The organism is Chryseobacterium sp. S0630 (assembly GCF_024158915.1).
Taxonomy (GTDB): domain Bacteria; phylum Bacteroidota; class Bacteroidia; order Flavobacteriales; family Weeksellaceae; genus Chryseobacterium.
This window is the reverse complement of record NZ_JAMZGF010000004.1, coordinates 137,621-155,797: the sequence shown is the minus strand read 5'-3', so window position 1 is coordinate 155,797 and position 18,177 is coordinate 137,621. Positions and strand designations below refer to the sequence as shown.

12 protein-coding genes are annotated in these 18,177 nt (G+C 37.2%); all 12 read right to left on the bottom strand.

Going from position 1 to position 18,177, the window contains the following annotated elements:
- Window positions 1-92 precede the first annotated feature (92 nt).
- A complete protein-coding gene (locus NK356_RS03190; protein WP_253316234.1) occupies window positions 93-1,376 on the bottom strand; it encodes an ectonucleotide pyrophosphatase/phosphodiesterase in 1,284 nt (427 codons plus the stop codon).
- A 109-nt stretch (window positions 1,377-1,485) separates the two neighbouring features.
- Entirely contained in the window at window positions 1,486-2,331 is an 846-nt protein-coding gene (locus NK356_RS03185) for a GNAT family N-acetyltransferase (RefSeq protein WP_253316233.1), read from the bottom strand.
- Window positions 2,332-2,508: 177 nt separating this feature from the next.
- Window positions 2,509-3,294, bottom strand: a complete 786-nt coding sequence (locus NK356_RS03180) for a T9SS type A sorting domain-containing protein (protein ID WP_253316232.1) — start codon at window positions 3,292-3,294, stop codon at window positions 2,509-2,511.
- 4 nt (window positions 3,295-3,298) lie between these two features.
- Window positions 3,299-3,823: an ankyrin repeat domain-containing protein gene (locus NK356_RS03175; protein ID WP_253316231.1), complete on the bottom strand. Its 525-nt coding sequence runs from the start codon at window positions 3,821-3,823 to the stop codon at window positions 3,299-3,301.
- Window positions 3,820-4,365 carry a YceI family protein gene (locus NK356_RS03170; RefSeq protein WP_253316230.1) on the bottom strand — a complete coding sequence of 182 codons (546 nt, stop codon included), beginning with the start codon at window positions 4,363-4,365 and terminating at the stop codon, window positions 3,820-3,822. The genes NK356_RS03175 and NK356_RS03170 overlap by 4 nt, the downstream gene beginning before the upstream one ends.
- Window positions 4,366-4,375: 10 nt before the next feature.
- Window positions 4,376-4,723 (bottom strand): hypothetical protein, encoded by a 348-nt coding sequence (locus tag NK356_RS03165; RefSeq protein ID WP_034693212.1) that lies wholly within the window; start codon window positions 4,721-4,723, stop codon window positions 4,376-4,378.
- Between the two features lies 1 nt (window position 4,724).
- Window positions 4,725-5,567: a DUF5777 family beta-barrel protein gene (locus NK356_RS03160; RefSeq protein ID WP_034693210.1), complete on the bottom strand. Its 843-nt coding sequence runs from the start codon at window positions 5,565-5,567 to the stop codon at window positions 4,725-4,727.
- Between the two features lie 125 nt (window positions 5,568-5,692).
- Window positions 5,693-6,343 carry a Crp/Fnr family transcriptional regulator gene (locus tag NK356_RS03155; RefSeq protein WP_034693208.1) on the bottom strand — a complete coding sequence of 217 codons (651 nt, stop codon included), beginning with the start codon at window positions 6,341-6,343 and terminating at the stop codon, window positions 5,693-5,695.
- 179 nt (window positions 6,344-6,522) lie between these two features.
- Window positions 6,523-6,828 (bottom strand): DUF3467 domain-containing protein, encoded by a 306-nt coding sequence (locus tag NK356_RS03150; RefSeq protein ID WP_027375539.1) that lies wholly within the window; start codon window positions 6,826-6,828, stop codon window positions 6,523-6,525.
- A gap of 87 nt (window positions 6,829-6,915) precedes the next feature.
- Complete coding sequence (gene rpoC / locus NK356_RS03145) at window positions 6,916-11,181, bottom strand: DNA-directed RNA polymerase subunit beta' (RefSeq protein ID WP_034693206.1); 4,266 nt, start codon at window positions 11,179-11,181, stop codon at window positions 6,916-6,918.
- Between the two features lie 106 nt (window positions 11,182-11,287).
- A complete protein-coding gene (rpoB, locus tag NK356_RS03140) occupies window positions 11,288-15,109 on the bottom strand; it encodes a DNA-directed RNA polymerase subunit beta (protein WP_034693204.1) in 3,822 nt (1,273 codons plus the stop codon).
- Between the two features lie 442 nt (window positions 15,110-15,551).
- Entirely contained in the window at window positions 15,552-18,146 is a 2,595-nt protein-coding gene (locus NK356_RS03135; RefSeq protein WP_034693201.1) for a T9SS type A sorting domain-containing protein, read from the bottom strand.
- Between the last annotated feature and the right edge of the window lie 31 nt (window positions 18,147-18,177).

Here is an 18,177-nt window from a genome sequence, read left to right as displayed (position 1 = left end):
GTTTTATTTCATAAGTAATTATAAAAAACGAGTTGCGGCCCACCTTTGGTGCGCCGAAACTACTTTATCTAATTATTTTTTTAATCTTCAGATTATTTTTTCTCTTTCAACGTTTCTTTTAAAACTTTCAGTTTTCCATCAATTGGCTGATCTATTTTTAATCCTAAAACCTCAGCAACCAAAGGATAAACATTGATGTTGGCAAATTCGCTGATCACCAGATTGTTTTTAAACTCAGGTCCCCAGGCAAAGAAAGTGGCTTTCATTTCCGATACCACTTTAGGATTGTAACCATGTTTCCCCACTGATGATTTCTTACCTTTCTCCAGGAAAATCTTTGGTGCTTTCGGGATCAGAAGAATCTGTCCTATTCTGTTATACTGGTCATCTCTTGTGGCAAAATGCAGATATTTAGGCAGTTTTTTGTCAAGATAAACTTCATAGTCATCTGTTTTCTTGGCTTTCAGTTCTTTGTAAACTGCTTTTACCTCATCAGGATTTTTAACGTAAACTCTCAGCAAGGTTTGGGAATTGTAAAAATCAAATCTGTTTTTATCAAAAAGAACAGCAGGAATTTCCAACGGTGTACCTCCGTCTACTTTAATCATTCCGTGATCGGAAACAAAAATAAAGTTGACATTTTTTAACCCTAAATCATTTACTTTCTGAGCAAGATCGCCAATGGCCTGGTCTATCAGATGAACAGCATTTTCCGTTTCTTTGGTATCCGGACCATAATGATGCCCGCTTCCATCTACTTCCGGGAAATACAATGAAATAAAATGAGGTCTTTTATCTTCCGGTAATTTCAGCCAGTTAACTACTTTTTCTACTTTTTCTGAAGGGGTAAATTTTTCGTGATAAGGATAATAATAAGTAGGTCGCACTCCTCCTGCATCGCTGGCAGATCCTACCCACATTAAAGAGGCTGATACCATTCCCTGTTTTTCAGCAAGTCCCCAAAGCGGAGTTCCCCCGTACCAGCTTCCATCCTCAGCATTTTTCTTGCTGCTCATTGCATAGCCTTCTTTTCTCTTGTAATCGTAGAAAAAGTTATCAATCAAACCATGATGGGAAGGATAAAGTCCGGTAATTAAGCTCCAGTGGTTTGGGAAAGTAATACTTGGGTAACTTGGAATCATTGCTTTAGCCTTTACTCCACCATTAGCTAGTTTCAAAAGGTTTTCAGCATTGTATTTCTGAGCATAATCATAACGGAAACCATCCGTTGATATCATGATCACATAAGGTTTTGACTGTGCTTCCGTGCTGTTTTGCCTTCCCGGGATAACTACCTGGGCAGTATCAATATTTGCCTGTTGTGCAAAAGCCGTAAAGGAAATTAGCAGCAGTAAAAAATGGATTCCTCGCTTCATTATTTTAAAATTTTCTGCAAAGTTACATCCTATACTTCTGCCTGAAAAGTTTAGGAGATTAAAAGTATATTAAAACCTCTTATTTTGTTTGAGTCAAAATTAATCGCTGTTAAATAGGTCTTTTCATTTCAAACTGTGAAAGCCAGTTGTTCAGCCCTACTCTTTCGCTAAGAAACTTACCCGTATTTTCTGAGGAATCATCCACATTGTTCAAAGCTACAGCCTGTCCGTTATTTTTTTCTCTAATCGCATTAAACAGCTTTGTACCTATTCCCTGATTTCTGTAATTCTTATCTACAGCAAACTGATATATTTTTCTTGAAGCAGGACCGTAAACAATATATCCGACCAGATTTTCATCTTTATAAGCACCTAAAGTCACATAGTTTTCCGGCATGGGTTCCAATACGAAAACAGATCCTTGCCATGAAGGTTCAATATCCCAGAATGAGCATAATACATTCCATTGAAAGTCTTTCAAGTCTCGTATGGATACTTCAATATTCCCTTTTTCCTGTTTAATATTTCCATTAAAGCAAAGCAGTCTTCTGACAATTGTAAATCCTAAATTTTCATAAGCCCTGATAGCAGGCTGATTTCCTTCAATCACTTCAAGCAATAATGTATTGGCATTTCTTTCTTTTAAAACAGGAATGATAAAATCGTACATTTTTCTTACCAGGCCTTTACCTCTGCTTTCCGGAACGACTCCTGTTCCGCCATTGTAAATAATTTTCTCACCATTCTCAATTTTTTCAGACTGAAGAATAAAGCCTACCAGTTTTCCATCTTCAAATGCTCCGGCAGACAAATTCATATCTAATTTTTCTGCAGCAATTTTTGAAACAAGTACTTCTTTCGTTAAGTGAAAAGGAACAACATAATCAGAAAATGAATGATTGAACACGGATAAAAGTTCATCTATTGTGATATTAGCTAACGTTTTAAATTCCATTGGTCGTAAAAATTGTAAAGTCAGGAAACTTCCTTTTGTTAAGAATCAGGATCTACACAAATATATGAATTTTAAAGCAAACTCCCTGAAATTGGGACTTTAAGAAAAAAATGATACCCCTGAAAGATCAGAGGTATCTGTTTTAAAAAAATATTTAGGTGTGTTTTTTCTGAAAAATTATTCTTTAATCAATTTTTCATAAGATGTAGTTCCATCTTTCAATGTGATTTCAAAATAATAAATACCAGATTTTAAATCTCCGATACTAATACTTTCTCCCTCAAGTTTTACAGATCTTACTTTTCTTCCGGCAGATTCATAAATATCTACAGATTTTATTTTATCCGCATTTTTTAAACTTACAGTTTCTTTAGCAGGGTTTGGATAAAGAGCTATTTTCTTGCTCTCTAAAGCTGTTTCACTAGTTCCTAGAGTAGCAGCAAAATTAAGAGCTGTAGTACCACAGCTGTTAGAACCGTGATAACCAATCGTAAAATTTGATAATCTGCGTCCATAAGTAACGTTGAGAGGACTTGTAGGAGGAACTGTAAAGACATAATCATTAACATCTCCTGTGTTTAAAGCTCTTGTAGCAACTACAGTACGGACACTTCCTGCAACCGTGTTGGATGTTACCGTCCAGTTTTGAGTTCCATCCAACGGCGGAACCACACCCTGTCCATTAAATGTTCTGTCACTTAAGTTCGTTCCGTCAAAGATTACAACATCCTTTCCGATATCATCCATATTTGTGGTATTAAAAGCCATTCCAAGCCATCCTGTAGAAGGACCAACAAGGGTAAGGGTAACTAAAGAAGGGCTAAGGTCTATCTTAACTGAATAAGCCAAATCTGTTCCTCCAGGTGTAGAAAAAAGAGGCACAGTTCCTGTCGAATATTGACTTTTTACATTTAAAAAAGCAAAAAATCCGATCAATAATACAAGTGTAGTTTTTAATTTCATATGATCAATTTTTTAATAGGTTAATAATATCTTGATTTTTAGAAAATAAAGCATATTCAAAAACAGTTTTTCCCTGTTTATCTGATAATGTTTTATTGGCTTTATTTTTTAGTAACAGTTCAACCATTTCTTTGTTTTGGGACTGAACAGCATATATCAATGGAGTTACTCCACTGCTGTTTCCTACATTTGGATCAGCCTTGTTCTGTAATAATTTCTGAGTAAGATTTTTATCTCCTTTAAATACAGAAGCCGTTAAAGCCGTTCCTTCTCCGCTTGCATAATTCCTGTTCTTAACGCGGGGAATTAAAAATTCAGCAACAGGAGTATTCCCTCTGTAACATGCTAAAATAAGGGGTGAAAATCCGTTCTCATTGATCTGATTAATCACATCCGGATTTTGTTTCATCAAATCCTGTACTTCAGTCACAGTCCCACTTCTTGCAATATCAAATATTGATTTAGCTTTTTCCTGAGCAGATACTAATGAGCTCAGGAACAATCCTAATAGTAAGATTATATTTCTCATTGTTTTACCATTATGTAGTTGTATTCAATATTGACATTTTCAGCCACTTTCTTGGTAACCATTTTGGGAATAGTCACTTTATAATCTACAGGTCTTGCTACAAAGCCTCCCTGCATATAGATTTTTCCATCTTTTGCATATAAAGTGGCAGCAGAGGTAACGGCTTTGTCTACTCCATGAAAGTTTAATGTTCCCTGCACCGTATATTTCTGAGGGCTTGCAGTAAGCTTCGTTTTATCAAAGTTGACAATCTTTCCTTTGAAAGTAGTTTTCGGATATTTTGCAGATTCAGCATAACTTTCATTGAAGTGTTCTTCCATTAATTTTGTTTTAAAATGAAAGTTTTTAACAGTTGAAACGGATGCCATTTCACCATTATCTGCATTGAGAATGACAACATTGTTATCATCCTGAGCAAAAATATCATCAAACAGAGGTACCGAAGCTTCAAAAGTCACTTTCCCTGTTTTGGAACTATATTTCTGTGCTGAAGCGTAACCGGCAGAAAGGAGTAATACGCTTAATAATGCTAATTTTTTCATATCAATTTTTTTAATTTTCATTTAATCCGTCAGCTTTCCATTTGATAAACATATTGATCTGAGCTGCAGATAGAGATCCTCCCTTTGGCATTTTCTCCGGATCACCATTAGGTCTTTGGATACGATCCAGAATTCCGTCAATATTATTTTTTACCTGATCATAGGTAACCAGAGGTTTAAAACTTCCTGCGGAATGACAGCCTGCGCAGCTGTTATCCATAATGGGTTTTACATCTGCTGTATATTTTACAGGTGCCGTGATAGGTGTGTTATCAGAAATCTCTTCATATGTTCTGCTGTCACAAGCCATCAGTATGATTGCTGATGACAATACTAATAAGGATGTTAGCTTTTTCATATTAAAAAACTCTATAAAGATTAAACCCAAAGAAAATATGTCCCTTTCCCCATGCTCCTGTAGCATTGGTAAGATATCCGATGTCTGAATTTATCTGGGAGTTCGTGAGTAAAAGCTGAAACACATGTCCTCCTGTTTCTATATCTACCCCTAATGATAGTGGGTTTTTATAAAAACTGTGATCGTCGAAATTCACAAAGTATTCTGCGTTCACAGAAACTCTTTTTGAGATTTTGTAGCGTCCTCCCAAGCCTGCCAGAAACTGGTTTTTGTTTTCAATGGTAGGTTCGTAAAGATTTTTATGAACAAAGGAAGGAGTAAGCTGTAAAGAAAGCTTCTCATTGAATCTTCTTGAGATCAATGCCTGTGTAAGGTAAGAAAGCCTGTCACTGAATTTTAAGTGTGGATAAGTATCTTTATCCAGTTCAGTATTGGCGCCCATTACATTATACCCCACAATATCCACCGGAAAGTTTTCACTTTGTTGTACCAGTCTGTATTTCACTGCTCCTTCAAAGGTTTTCATATTTGTTTCTCTGGACAGACTTACCGAAACAGCATCTGAAATACCGTAGATAGCGCCTAATTTGGTGGAAGCATTATCCAGTCCGAAAAAGTCTTTAAATCCTGCACTTATATCACCAAATCTATGGGCAACAATCATGTACCATTCTTTTTTGGCGGCTAGTTTTGTAGATTGTCCTGTTACAATCTGAAGGGCTTTGAAGGCGGGTTGTGAGGTTTCTGTATTGGTTTTAACAGTGTCAATATCTTTCAGCAGATCTTCCTGTGCAAAGACAAGACCTGAAGAAAACATTGACAAAAATAAGAGAGTTTTTGTCATATACAATTTGATTTAAATTATGATATAACAAACTTATTGAGTTCTCAATTCAAAAATAGGTGATAAAAGTCACCAGTCAAATTGTTTTTATCAATGATAGAAATAAAGTTTTCAAACAATTGAAATTAGACGATTCTAACATTTTCATTTACAGGAACTTTTATTCCTTCTTTAGTCTGAACAATTTCACCTTCGCTCTCAATTTTTTTCAAAACTCTGCTCACAACTTCTCTGGAAGTTCCCAAACTATTGGCAATTTCACGATGGGTAATCTTAATAGGGTTATTTCCTGTGGATGAAATCTGTTGTTTGATATAGTTCAGAACCCGCTTATCCAGTCTGTGAAAAACAGCATCATTCACCATGTTCATCACTTCTGAAAATCTTCGGTCATATTCATGATAAAAGAGTTTATTAATCTCCGGAAATCTGGTAAGCCATTCGTGCATGATAGAAACGGGAATCAGAATGGCTTCTGAATCTTCTTCTGCAACCGCATATACCCTGCTGATATAATCTGTCAGAATAGATGAAAAGGTCATCAGACAACTATCTTTCGGTTTGATATAATAGTAGATCAGTTCCCTACCATCATTGAGGGTAAAAACCCTGATAGAACCTTTTATTAAGAAGGGAACAAACTTATTTTTCTGTCCTTCTCTTATAATTTCAGTCTTTGCTTTTATATCAATAGCAACAGCATGTTTTTCAAGCTCAGATAAAAATTCGGCACCTAAAAAGCCAAATTTACTTACTGCGAACGAGTTATCAATCATATATTATATTTTCTGCTTTTTCTTAAACAAAGATATAAAATTGATATATCCTTACTACACATTTTTATCTTATTAAACAAAATTAACAATTTAACAAATTCTAATTATCTTTCCTTAAAGTGCAAAAAAAATGTCCTGGTAAAAACCAGGACATTCTTTATTTTATTGTAAAAGAAATCTTACGCTTGAACGTTGTTTCCTCCTAATACGAAAGGCTCAACTTCTTTGATTTCTCCGAACTGCTGCTCGTAGTTAGCGATGTTCTGTTGAAGAGCGCTTAATACTCTCTTAGCGTGAAGTGGAGCAAGAATTACTCTTGATCTTACTTTAGCTTGCTGAACACCTGGCATCAACTGAATAAAGTCTACTACAAATTCAGATGGAGAGTGGTTTACTAAAGCTAGGTTAGCATAGATACCAGCAGCTACCATTTCGTTTAATTCGATGTTGATGTTTCCGTCTTGTGGATTTTGATTGTTGTCCATTGTTATAAATTATGTTTTTAAAATTCGAAATTTGAGATTGTGAAAATATAAAAATAATTTCAAATCCCAAATTTCAAATCATTAATTTTAGTTAAGGTCTTCGAATTCTTTCTTAGAACCAACAATAACGTTCTGATACTCTTTAAGACCTGTACCTGCAGGAATTCTGTGACCTACAATTACATTTTCTTTAAGACCGTTAAGATCGTCTACTTTACCAGCAACTGCTGCTTCGTTAAGAACTTTCGTTGTTTCCTGGAATGATGCTGCAGACATGAATGACTTAGTCTGAAGAGCCGCTCTTGTAATACCTTGTAGTACAGGAGTTGCAGTAGCAGGAAGAGCTTCTCTTACTTCTACTAAACCTAAATCTTCACGCTTCAACTTAGAGTTTTCGTCTCTTAATTCTCTTGCCGTAATCATCTGACCTGGTTGGAATTCTTTAGAATCACCAGCATCTACTACTACTTTAAGACCGAATACTCTGTTGTTTTCTTCCAAGAAATCAAACTTGTGTTCAAGAGCTCCTTCAAGGAATTGAGTATCACCTCCATCTACGATAGATACTTTCGTCATCATCTGTCTTACGATAATTTCGAAGTGCTTGTCGTCGATTTTTACCCCCTGTAGACGGTAAACTTCCTGAATCTCGTTTACTAAGTATTCCTGAACGGCAGTTGGACCTTTAATTCTTAAGATATCTTCCGGTGTGATAGAACCGTCAGAAAGTGGAGAACCTGCTCTTACGAAGTCATTCTCCTGAACAAGAATCTGGTTAGAAAGTTTTACTAAGTAAATTTTTCTTTCTCCAGTTTTAGCCTCAACAATAAGTTCACGGTTACCTCTCTTGATTTTTCCGTAAGAAACTACCCCGTCGATTTCAGTAACAACCGCTGGGTTTGAAGGGTTTCTTGCTTCGAATAATTCGGTAACTCTCGGAAGACCTCCGGTGATATCCCCTGCTTTTGCAGATTTTCTTGGGATTTTGATTAAGACTTTACCAGCCTTAATTTTTTCACCATCGTTAACCATTAAGTGGGCTCCTACCGGTAAGTTGTAAGCTTTTTGCTCAACTCCTTTAGAGTCTACCACTTTCAAGGTAGGTACGGCTTTCTTATTTCTAGATTCAGAGATTACTTTCTCTTCGAATCCTGTTTGTTCGTCAATTTCAAGTTGGAATGAAATACCCTGGATGATATCCTCGTATTCTACCTTACCTGAAGTTTCAGCAATGATAACCGCGTTATACGGATCCCATCTACAGATTGTATCTCCTTTCTTCACTTTATCACCTGGTTTTACAGATAATATAGATCCGTAAGGTACGTTAGCTACCATTAATGGAGTTCTGGACTCATTATCAGCAACTAATCTGAATTCTGTTGAACGAGAAACTACAACCTCAGCTGTATTACCGTTTTCATCTTCAGAAGTAATTGTTCTTACTTCATCCATTTCTACGATACCGTCTCTTCTTGCAACGATAGATGGGTTTTCTGATACGTTACCTGCAGTACCCCCTTGGTGGAAGGTTCTCAACGTAAGCTGAGTACCTGGTTCCCCAATTGACTGTGCTGCAATTACACCTACTGCTTCACCCATGTGGATCACTTTACCTGTTGCTAAGTTTCTACCGTAACATTTTGCACAGATACCTTTCTTAGTTTCACAAGTTAATGGTGAACGAACCTCCACAGCTTCTAATCCTGCTTCTTCGATTCTCTTCGCCAAAGATTCAATGATCACCTGATCTGCACTTGCAATAAGCTCGTCAGTTTCAGGATCGTAAATATTATGAAGGGATACTCTACCTAAGATTCTTTCAGAGATTTTTTCAACGATCTCGTCATTTTTCTTAAGTGCAGTAACTTCTGTACCTCTCAATGTTCCACAGTCGTCTTCTGTAACGATAACGTCCTGTGCAACGTCTACCAATCTTCTCGTTAAGTAACCAGCATCGGCTGTCTTAAGAGCGGTATCCGCAAGACCCTTACGAGCACCGTGGGTAGAGATAAAGTACTCTAGAATCGAAAGACCTTCCTTAAAGTTTGCAAGGATCGGGTTTTCGATGATCTCCGCTCCGGTAGAACCAGCTTTCTGCGGTTTTGCCATCAAACCTCTCATCCCTGATAACTGACGGATCTGTTCTTTAGAACCCCTCGCTCCAGAGTCAAGCATCATGTATACAGAGTTGAAACCACCTTGGTCAGTTTTCATTCTGCTCATGATCATTTCAGTTAATCCTGCGTTGGTATTTGTCCAAACGTCGATTACCTGGTTATAACGTTCTGTATCGGTAATTAGACCCATGTTATAGTTAGCTCTAATTTCGTCTACAGTTTCAATTGATTGTGCAATCATCTGCTTTTTCTCAACAGGAACTACAATATCTCCTAGTGAGAAAGAAAGACCTCCTTTGAATGCGTTTGAATATCCTAGGTCTTTCATTGCATCAAGGAACTTCACAGTTGTAGGGAAATCTGTATCAGCAAGGATCTTACCGATAACGTTTCTCAATGATTTCTTCGTAAGAAGTTCATTGATATATCCTACCTGCTTAGGTACAATCTGGTTGAATAGGATTCTACCTACAGAAGTTTCGATCAATCTTGTAACGATTTCTCCATCTTCTTTGATAGGTAGTCTACATCTTACTTTAGCATTTAAAGATACTCTACCTTCAGCGTAAGCAATTTCTGCTTCTTCAGGAGAATAGAATGCAAGACCTTCTCCTTTTACTTTCATTGTCTCAGTAGAGCTTAATTCTTTAGTCATGAAATAAAGACCAAGAACCATGTCCTGAGATGGTACTGTAATTGGAGAACCGTTTGCAGGGTTCAAGATGTTTTGAGAACCTAACATCAATAACTGAGCTTCAAGGATCGCTTCTGGTCCTAGTGGCAAGTGTACCGCCATCTGGTCACCATCGAAATCGGCGTTGAAGGCCGTAGTTACTAATGGGTGTAGCTGGATTGCCTTACCTTCGATCATCTTAGGTTGGAAAGCCTGAATACCCAGTCTGTGAAGCGTAGGTGCTCTGTTCAATAGAACAGGGTGACCTTTCATCACGTTTTCAAGGATATCATAAACTACTGGTTCTTTTCTGTCGATAATTCTCTTTGCAGATTTTACTGTTTTTACAATACCTCTTTCAATTAGTTTTCTAATGATGAATGGTTTGTAAAGTTCAGCTGCCATATCCTTAGGAATACCACATTCGTGAAGCTGTAAGTTTGGACCTACAACAATTACCGAACGCGCAGAGTAGTCAACCCTTTTTCCTAGTAGGTTCTGACGGAAACGACCTTGCTTACCTTTCAATGAATCCGAAAGTGATTTCAATGGTCTGTTTGATTCAGATTTTACTGCAGAAGATTTTCTTGTGTTATCGAATAATGAATCTACTGATTCCTGAAGCATACGCTTCTCGTTTCTCAAGATTACTTCAGGAGCTTTGATCTCCAATAATCTCTTCAAACGGTTATTTCTGATAATAACTCTTCTATAAAGGTCATTCAAGTCAGAAGTTGCGAAACGTCCTCCATCCAATGGAACCAATGGTCTTAGTTCTGGTGGGATAACAGGAAGTACACGCATGATCATCCACTCTGGTCTGTTGATCATTCTTGTATTAGCACCTCTTAATGCTTCTACAACGTTCAATCTCTTAAGAGCTTCTGTTCTTCTTTGTTTTGAACCTTCGTTGTGAGCTTTGTGTCTCAAGTCGAAAGACAATGCATCAAGATCGATTCTTTTTAATAGATCTTCTACAGCTTCAGCACCCATTCTGGCGATGAATTTGTTTGGATCAGAATCATCAAGATACTGGTTTTCTACAGGAAGAGTTTCCATGATATCAAGGTACTCTTCTTCTGTAAGGAATTCCATATTTTCAAAATCAGAACCGTCTAACTTCTTAGCAATACCCTGCTGAATCACTACATATCTTTCGTAGTAGATGATCATGTCTAATTTCTTAGAAGGAATTCCTAAAAGGTATCCGATTTTGTTTGGTAATGAACGGAAATACCAGATGTGTGCAATTGGAACTACAAGGTTGATGTGCCCGATTCTCTCTCTTCTTACTTTTTTCTCAGTAACTTCTACTCCACAACGGTCACAAACGATCCCTTTGTAACGAATTCTCTTGTATTTACCACAAGCACATTCGTAATCCTTTACAGGACCAAAGATTTTCTCACAAAATAGCCCGTCTCTTTCAGGCTTGTGAGTTCTGTAGTTAATAGTTTCCGGCTTTAAAACCTCCCCTCTTGAGTCTTGTAAAATAGACTCCGGTGACGCTAGACCGATGGTTATTTTATTAAATCTACTTGATTTATTTTTATTTGACATAATTTTATTTTTGATTATAAAGATTAAAGATTGAAAGCGTTACACTTTCGCTCTTATCATCTCGGAGTTGATTAATTCTTTAATTTTTAGTAATTAAATCTTTAATTTACTCCTCCAATCTTACGTCTAATCCAAGACCTTGTAACTCGTGAAGTAATACGTTGAATGATTCCGGAATACCTGGTTCAGGCATAGATTCACCTTTTGCAATTGCTTCATAAGTTTTTGCTCTACCAATCACGTCATCCGACTTCACAGTAAGGATCTCTCTAAGGATGTTAGATGCACCGAATGCTTCAAGTGCCCAAACCTCCATCTCTCCGAATCTCTGACCTCCGAACTGAGCTTTACCTCCTAACGGCTGCTGAGTAATCAATGAGTAAGGACCAATAGAACGTGCATGCATCTTATCATCTACCATGTGTCCTAGTTTCAACATGTAAATAATACCTACTGTTGCAGCCTGAGTAAATCTTTCTCCGGTACCACCATCATAAAGGTGAGTGTGACCGAATTTAGGAAGACCTGCTTTCTCAGTATATTCAGTAATCTGATCAAGACTTGCTCCATCGAAGATTGGCGTAGCGAACTTCAATCCTAATTTTCTACCAGCCCATCCAAGAACGGTTTCGTAGATCTGACCGATGTTCATACGAGAAGGTACCCCTAGTGGATTCAATACGATATCTACTGGTGTTCCGTCTTCAAGGAATGGCATATCTTCTTCACGAACGATTCTTGAAACGATACCTTTGTTACCGTGACGTCCTGCCATTTTATCTCCTACATTCAGTTTACGTTTCTTAGCGATGTAAACTTTAGCCAACTTCATGATACCTGCCGGAAGCTCATCTCCGATTGAAATTGCAAATTTCTCACGGTTTTTAACTCCCTGGATGTCGTTATATTTGATTTTGTAATTGTGAATCAATTGTTTGATCAATTCATTCTTGTCAGCGTCTACTGTCCAGTCTGAACCGCTAACGTTTACATAATCTTCAACTGAAGTTAATAACTTGTGAGTGAATTTCACACCTTTACCGATGATTTCTTCGTCTAGGTCGTTTTGTACCCCTTGAGAAGTTTTACCGCTTACCAGTGTATTTAATTTTTCAATTAAAGTATTTCTCAACTCGTCAAACTTAGCCTTGTAAGTGTTTTCAATTTCTTCAAGTTTAAGTTTTTCTTCAGTTCTTTTCTTTTTGTCTTTAATGTTTCTAGAGAACAATTTCTTGTTGATAACAACTCCTCTTAATGAAGAGTCAGCTTTCAATGAAGCATCCTTCACATCACCAGCTTTATCACCGAAGATTGCTCTAAGAAGTTTTTCTTCAGGAGTCGGGTCAGATTCACCTTTTGGAGTAATTTTACCAATCATGATATCTCCAGGCTTCACTTCAGCACCGATTCTGATCATACCGTTCTCGTCAAGATCTTTAGTAGCTTCTTCAGATACGTTTGGAATATCTGCTGTAAGCTCTTCCATACCTAATTTGGTATCACGAACTTCAAGAGAATATTCATCCACGTGGATTGAAGTAAACCAGTCTTCACGTACAACTTTTTCGTTGATTACGATTGCATCCTCGAAGTTGTACCCTTTCCAAGGCATGAACGCTACCACTAAGTTTCTACCAAGAGCTAATTCTCCTTTTTCAGTAGCATAACCGTCGCAAAGTACCTGTCCTTTTTCCACTACATCACCTACTCTTACGTTTGGTCTTAGGGTAATGGTTGTACTCTGGTTAGTTTTTCTAAACTTAGTAAGGTTGTATGTTTTAGTAGCAGACTCGAATTGTACTAAATCTTCGTCTTCGCTTCTTTCATATTTAATAACGATTCTGTCAGCATCTACGTACTCTACAGTACCTGTACCTTCAGCGTTAATTAAAATTCTTGAATCTCTTGCAACTTGTTGCTCAAGCCCTGTACCCACGATTGGAGCCTGTGGCTTCAATAGAGGAACGGCCTGACGCATCATGTTAGATCCCATCAATGCACGGTTCGCATCATCATGCTCAAGGAACGGAATTAATGAAGCAGAAATACCAGAGATCTGGTTTGGTGCAACATCAATAAGGTTAACCTGAGATGGTTCCACTACAGGGTAGTCACCATCTAATCTTGCAATAATTCTATCTGTTAAGAAATCACCGTTATCGCTCAATTCAACGTTTGCCTGAGCAATTACTTTGTCTTCTTCGTCTTCTGCATTAAGGTAAATAGGATCAGCATTAAGATTAATCTTGCTGTCTTCTACTTTTCTATATGGAGTTTCGATGAAACCTAGTCTGTTGATTTTAGCATAAATACCTAGGGATGAAATCAAACCGATGTTTGGTCCTTCCGGAGTTTCAATCGGGCAAATTCTTCCGTAGTGAGTATGGTGAACGTCTCGAACCTCGAAACCTGCTCTTTCTCTTGATAAACCACCAGGCCCTAGTGCAGATAATCTTCTCTTGTGAGTAATTTCTGATAGAGGGTTGGTTTGGTCCATGAACTGAGAAAGCTGGTTGGTACCAAAGAATGAGTTAATTACAGATGTTAATGTCTTAGCATTTACAAGGTCAAGTGGAGTAAAGATTTCGTTATCTCTAACGTTCATTCTTTCCTTGATTGTTCTTGCAATTCTTGAAAGACCTACTCCGAACTGGCCAGCTAATTGCTCACCAACAGTTTTAATTCTTCTGTTTGATAAGTGGTCAATATCATCAACCTCAGCTTTAGAGTTTACAAGCTCGATTAAGTGTCTTACAATAGCAATGATATCTTCTTTTGTAAGAACCTCAGTTGTAGTTGGAATATTAAGACCTAACTTTTTGTTCAATCTGTAACGTCCTACTTCACCTAATGAATATCTTTGCTCAGAGAAGAATAATTTTTCAATGATTCCTCTTGCAGTTTCCTCATCTGGTGGATCTGCATTTCTTAACTGACGATAAATATACTCTACCGCTTCTTTTTCAGAGTTAGTAGGGTCTTTTTGTAATGTATTCTGGATGATAGAGAATTCGTTGCTGTTTTCTTTGTGAATCAGGATTGATTTCACACCAGCATCAAGAATAAGATCTAAGTGTTCTTTTTCAAGAATAGTTTCTCTATCCAAGATGATTTCGTTTCTTTCGATAGAAACTACCTCACCTGTATCTTCGTCTACGAAATCTTCGAACCAAGTGTTCAATACTCTCGCAGCCAATGTTCTCCCTTCTACTTTTTTAAGGGCAGCTTTAGAAACTTTCACTTCTTCAGCAAGGTCGAAGATCTGAAGGATATCCTTGTCAGATTCATAACCGATCGCTCTTAATAGAGTTGTTAATGGTAATTTTTTCTTACGGTCGATATACGCGTACATTACGCTGTTGATATCTGTTGTAAATTCCATCCAAGATCCTTTGAAAGGGATAATTCTTGAATAGTAAAGTTTGGTTCCGTTTGCGTGGTAAGTTTGTCCGAAGAATACACCAGGTGAACGGTGAAGCTGCGTAACGATAACTCTTTCAGCACCATTGATGATAAAAGAACCACTTGGCGTCATATAAGGAACCGGACCTAAGTATACGTCCTGAACCACTGTTTGGAAATCTTCGTGTTCCGGGTCAGTACAATACAATTTAAGTCTAGCTTTTAGAGGAACTGAATAAGTAAGTCCTCTTTCCACACACTCATCGATTGAATAACGTGGAGAATCTACCAGATAGTCTAAGAATTCTAATACGAATTGGTTTCTTGAATCCGTAATTGGGAAATTCTCTTGGAAAGTCTTGTAAAGAGCTTCTGTCTTTCTGGCTTCAGGAAGTGTATCAAGCTGGAAAAATTCTCTGAAAGACTCAATTTGGATATCCAAAAAGTCTGGAGTGATGATTTTTCCTTTCGCTGATGAGAAATTAATTCTCGGATTTCCTTGAGTTGTTGATTTTGTTTTACTCATAAAACTTTTAAGAAAGGGTTAAAAAATATTTTGATTCATTAAAAAATATCAGAAAAGAACAAGAAACAAGATAAAAGTAAAAGGTAAAAGTGTTTTTGGCGCTCACAAAGGACCTTAAGCTCTTTTAAACTTTGTATGTAGTTCTTTCTAACTGCAACGCTGGTATATCTTTTCACAGCGTAATGCAAAATATTTTTATTACTTTTGAGGCAGTATTACCGCAGTATTTATATACACGAAATCCCTTCCATGTTTTACACAGTGAAAGAGCTGATTTTCAGTATTTTATAAATTTACAAACAATTTTTCGCGCCAAAAGAGGGGCAAAGATACAAAAAGTTATCCACAATAACAAATAAATCATCTCATTTTGAGACTCTTAAAAACAAGAGAGGCTGCCCAAATATGAGCAACCCCTCCACAACACAAGCTAATCCTATGATTATTTCACAATAACCCTATAAGATTTTATTTTTGATTTAGTTTCTACTTTAATAATATACACTCCTGTAGGAAGTGAAGAAGTATCAATACCTGTATGGGCATTAAAACGATCTGTCTTAACAACCTGTCCTTGTGCAGAGAACAAAGTATATACACCTTCTTCCTCTGATATAATTCTAAGATTTTCTCCTGCTTTTACCGGATTCGGGTATACTTTTACATCATTCGCTGCTTCGATAATTTCTGCGGAAGTAGTTTTTGCCACATTAGATGCATTTTTCAATAATGAAGCATAAGGTGAAAGCGGGGAATCCGGAGAACCTCTTTTTACAAGATCCGTATCTACTACTGCCTGAATTCCATCTTTGTCTTTATCATTAATGGTAGAAATGAATCCTCCTCCTAATGTATCCAGATTTGCTTTTCCGATCTTATAAAGGTCAGGTTCTGAACCATCGGAAGTAATATCCAGAAAGTCAGGTTTATCATCTCCGTCTGTATTTTTGATTGGATATTTCAATACACCTGAATCAGGTGAAGTTTCCAGAATATCAGCAATTCCGTTTTTACCAACCGGAACATTCGTATCAATGATACCGTTATGATCCGAATCAATCTGATTGATGACAGAGGTCGGAATTCCAGATTCAAATAAATCCAGGATACCATCATTATCAGAATCCAGATCAAGATAATTAGGAACAGAATCTCCCAATACAGGTGTTAAAAGAATATCTCCTTCGTTATCATCATCCTGGAACTTGCCGTTTTTATCAAAGTCTTCTATTGCATCCGGAATTCCGTCATTATCAGAATCCAGATCACAGGCATCTACAATTCCGTCACCATCCGTATCGAGTGCAGGAGATTTGTCATTTACGGCTGTACATCCTTCCGCACAGTCAGGAATTCCGTTTCCGTTATTATCTATGCTGTCATCTCCTCCCTGGCATTGATCAAAACAGTTCGGTACACCGTCATTATCATCATCTCTGCTCGCAAATGCATTATAGATATAATAGTTTTGAGGAATACGAATGGCCGTTCCGCTGTTGAAAGTGATTTTAATACGGTTAAAAGGTTTTGTTGATTTCCCTCCAACATAGAATTTATTGGAATTCGTTGTGAAGAAATTTCCACTGATAAGACTTCCTGAACTCGTAAAAGTATCTGTCAAAGTATTTCCGTTGTACAATGTTACTGTGATATTTTCCAAAACACTTACTCCAAGAAGGTTTCCTGCTTTTTCTACCGTAAATCCGGCCATTGTGTTGGCAGGAAGCACTGCATTAGTTCCTACCGTTGCAAATGCGGAGAAAAGGCTGAAAATAGAAGCAGCCGGAACAGTAGCTGTGGCATAATTGGAAGGATTATTATCTACAATCGCTTCAGGACTGGTCATTTTAGCTAAAATAAGACCAAGAAACCCTGGTCCGGAAGTCCATGAAGTACCTGTAACCAAATTTCCAGGAACAGCAGAACCGCTTGTCTGAATTTTATCATCACAATCACAAGAAACCGGTTCTTCGAAAGCATAATAGACTTTCAATGCTCCTAAATTAAATCCCAGGGTTTGAGTCACTTTTAATCTTACTTCATTGAAAGGTTTAGTAGTCGTTAAGGTAACTTTTTGTTTTCCTGAGCCATAACCTAATACTTTTATATTAATTAAGCCTCCTCCGTCGGACAACTGTTTTGAATCCTGAAGCTGGCCAAAAAGATAAGTTTCTATGGTAATATTTTTTAAAAACTCTGCACTTAACAATTTACCCTGATCATCCGGTTCTATTACAAAACCTGTTCTGTTTCCTGCAGGGTATGTCTGGTTTTTGTCTAAAACGCCTACCGAATAAGAACCCAATAATCCCACTGGCAGAACAATTGATCCATAAGAATTTTTGTTCCCGTCTCCTATTTTTTCTTTATTCTGAACATAAGAAAGCGGAGCAAGAAAACTGCTGCTTCCGGATACATTTCCATCCACACCGCTTCCCGCAATAATATCGTCACAAATACCATTGTTATCTGTAGGTACTTTTGCAGGATCAAATGCGAATGCATAATATACATTCATTGCACTGAATATGGAAAGAACATTGGTCTGATACAACCTTACTTCATCAAATTCTTTTGAAGTTTTGAAATGAAGAAATATTCTGTTTTTACTTCCCCCGAATGCAGGCACTGACAAAAGTGTACTGCTGGTAGTCGTTTCCTGAAGAACCCCATTTTTATAAGTACTGATTCTCAAAGAGCTCAAAAGATCAACTGTGATAAAACTTGTTCCAAGATCTACATTGAAACCGGTAATATATCCTGCAGGATAGGTTGTATTTTTATTCTTTACAGAGATTCCGTTTCCACTTAAAAGAGAAGCGAAATTACCCATACTTACACTATTATCAAGACTGGCATCCACTACGGGATTCATACTTCCGTTATAACAGGCAAGACATATCCCTGAATTATTGACTGGTTTTGCCTCCACACCCATTCCACGGATTGGTTCATAGCCCTGCTGTGCAAATACTCCTGCAGACATCATCAATGTCATGAGCAGCGCAGCTAACTTTTCGAATAATTTTCTGGTCATTTTTTATTTTTTTAAGGTTTGTGTTTTTATT

Excerpts from the sequence above, each read along its gene's own strand:
- rpoB (WP_034693204.1), bottom strand. The coding sequence starts at position 15,109 with ATGAGTAAAACAAAATCAACAACTCAAGGAAATCCGAGAATTAATTTC.
- NK356_RS03155 (WP_034693208.1), bottom strand. The coding sequence starts at position 6,343 with ATGATTGATAACTCGTTCGCAGTAAGTAAATTTGGCTTTTTAGGTGCC.
- NK356_RS03170 (WP_253316230.1), bottom strand. The coding sequence starts at position 4,365 with ATGAAAAAATTAGCATTATTAAGCGTATTACTCCTTTCTGCCGGTTAC.
- rpoC (WP_034693206.1), bottom strand. The coding sequence starts at position 11,181 with ATGTCAAATAAAAATAAATCAAGTAGATTTAATAAAATAACCATCGGT.
- NK356_RS03185 (WP_253316233.1), bottom strand. The coding sequence starts at position 2,331 with ATGGAATTTAAAACGTTAGCTAATATCACAATAGATGAACTTTTATCC.
- NK356_RS03190 (WP_253316234.1), bottom strand. The coding sequence starts at position 1,376 with ATGAAGCGAGGAATCCATTTTTTACTGCTGCTAATTTCCTTTACGGCT.
- NK356_RS03165 (WP_034693212.1), bottom strand. The coding sequence starts at position 4,723 with ATGAAAAAGCTAACATCCTTATTAGTATTGTCATCAGCAATCATACTG.
- NK356_RS03150 (WP_027375539.1), bottom strand. The coding sequence starts at position 6,828 with ATGGACAACAATCAAAATCCACAAGACGGAAACATCAACATCGAATTA.
- NK356_RS03175 (WP_253316231.1), bottom strand. The coding sequence starts at position 3,823 with ATGAGAAATATAATCTTACTATTAGGATTGTTCCTGAGCTCATTAGTA.
- NK356_RS03135 (WP_034693201.1), bottom strand. The coding sequence starts at position 18,146 with ATGACCAGAAAATTATTCGAAAAGTTAGCTGCGCTGCTCATGACATTG.
- NK356_RS03160 (WP_034693210.1), bottom strand. The coding sequence starts at position 5,567 with ATGACAAAAACTCTCTTATTTTTGTCAATGTTTTCTTCAGGTCTTGTC.
- NK356_RS03180 (WP_253316232.1), bottom strand. The coding sequence starts at position 3,294 with ATGAAATTAAAAACTACACTTGTATTATTGATCGGATTTTTTGCTTTT.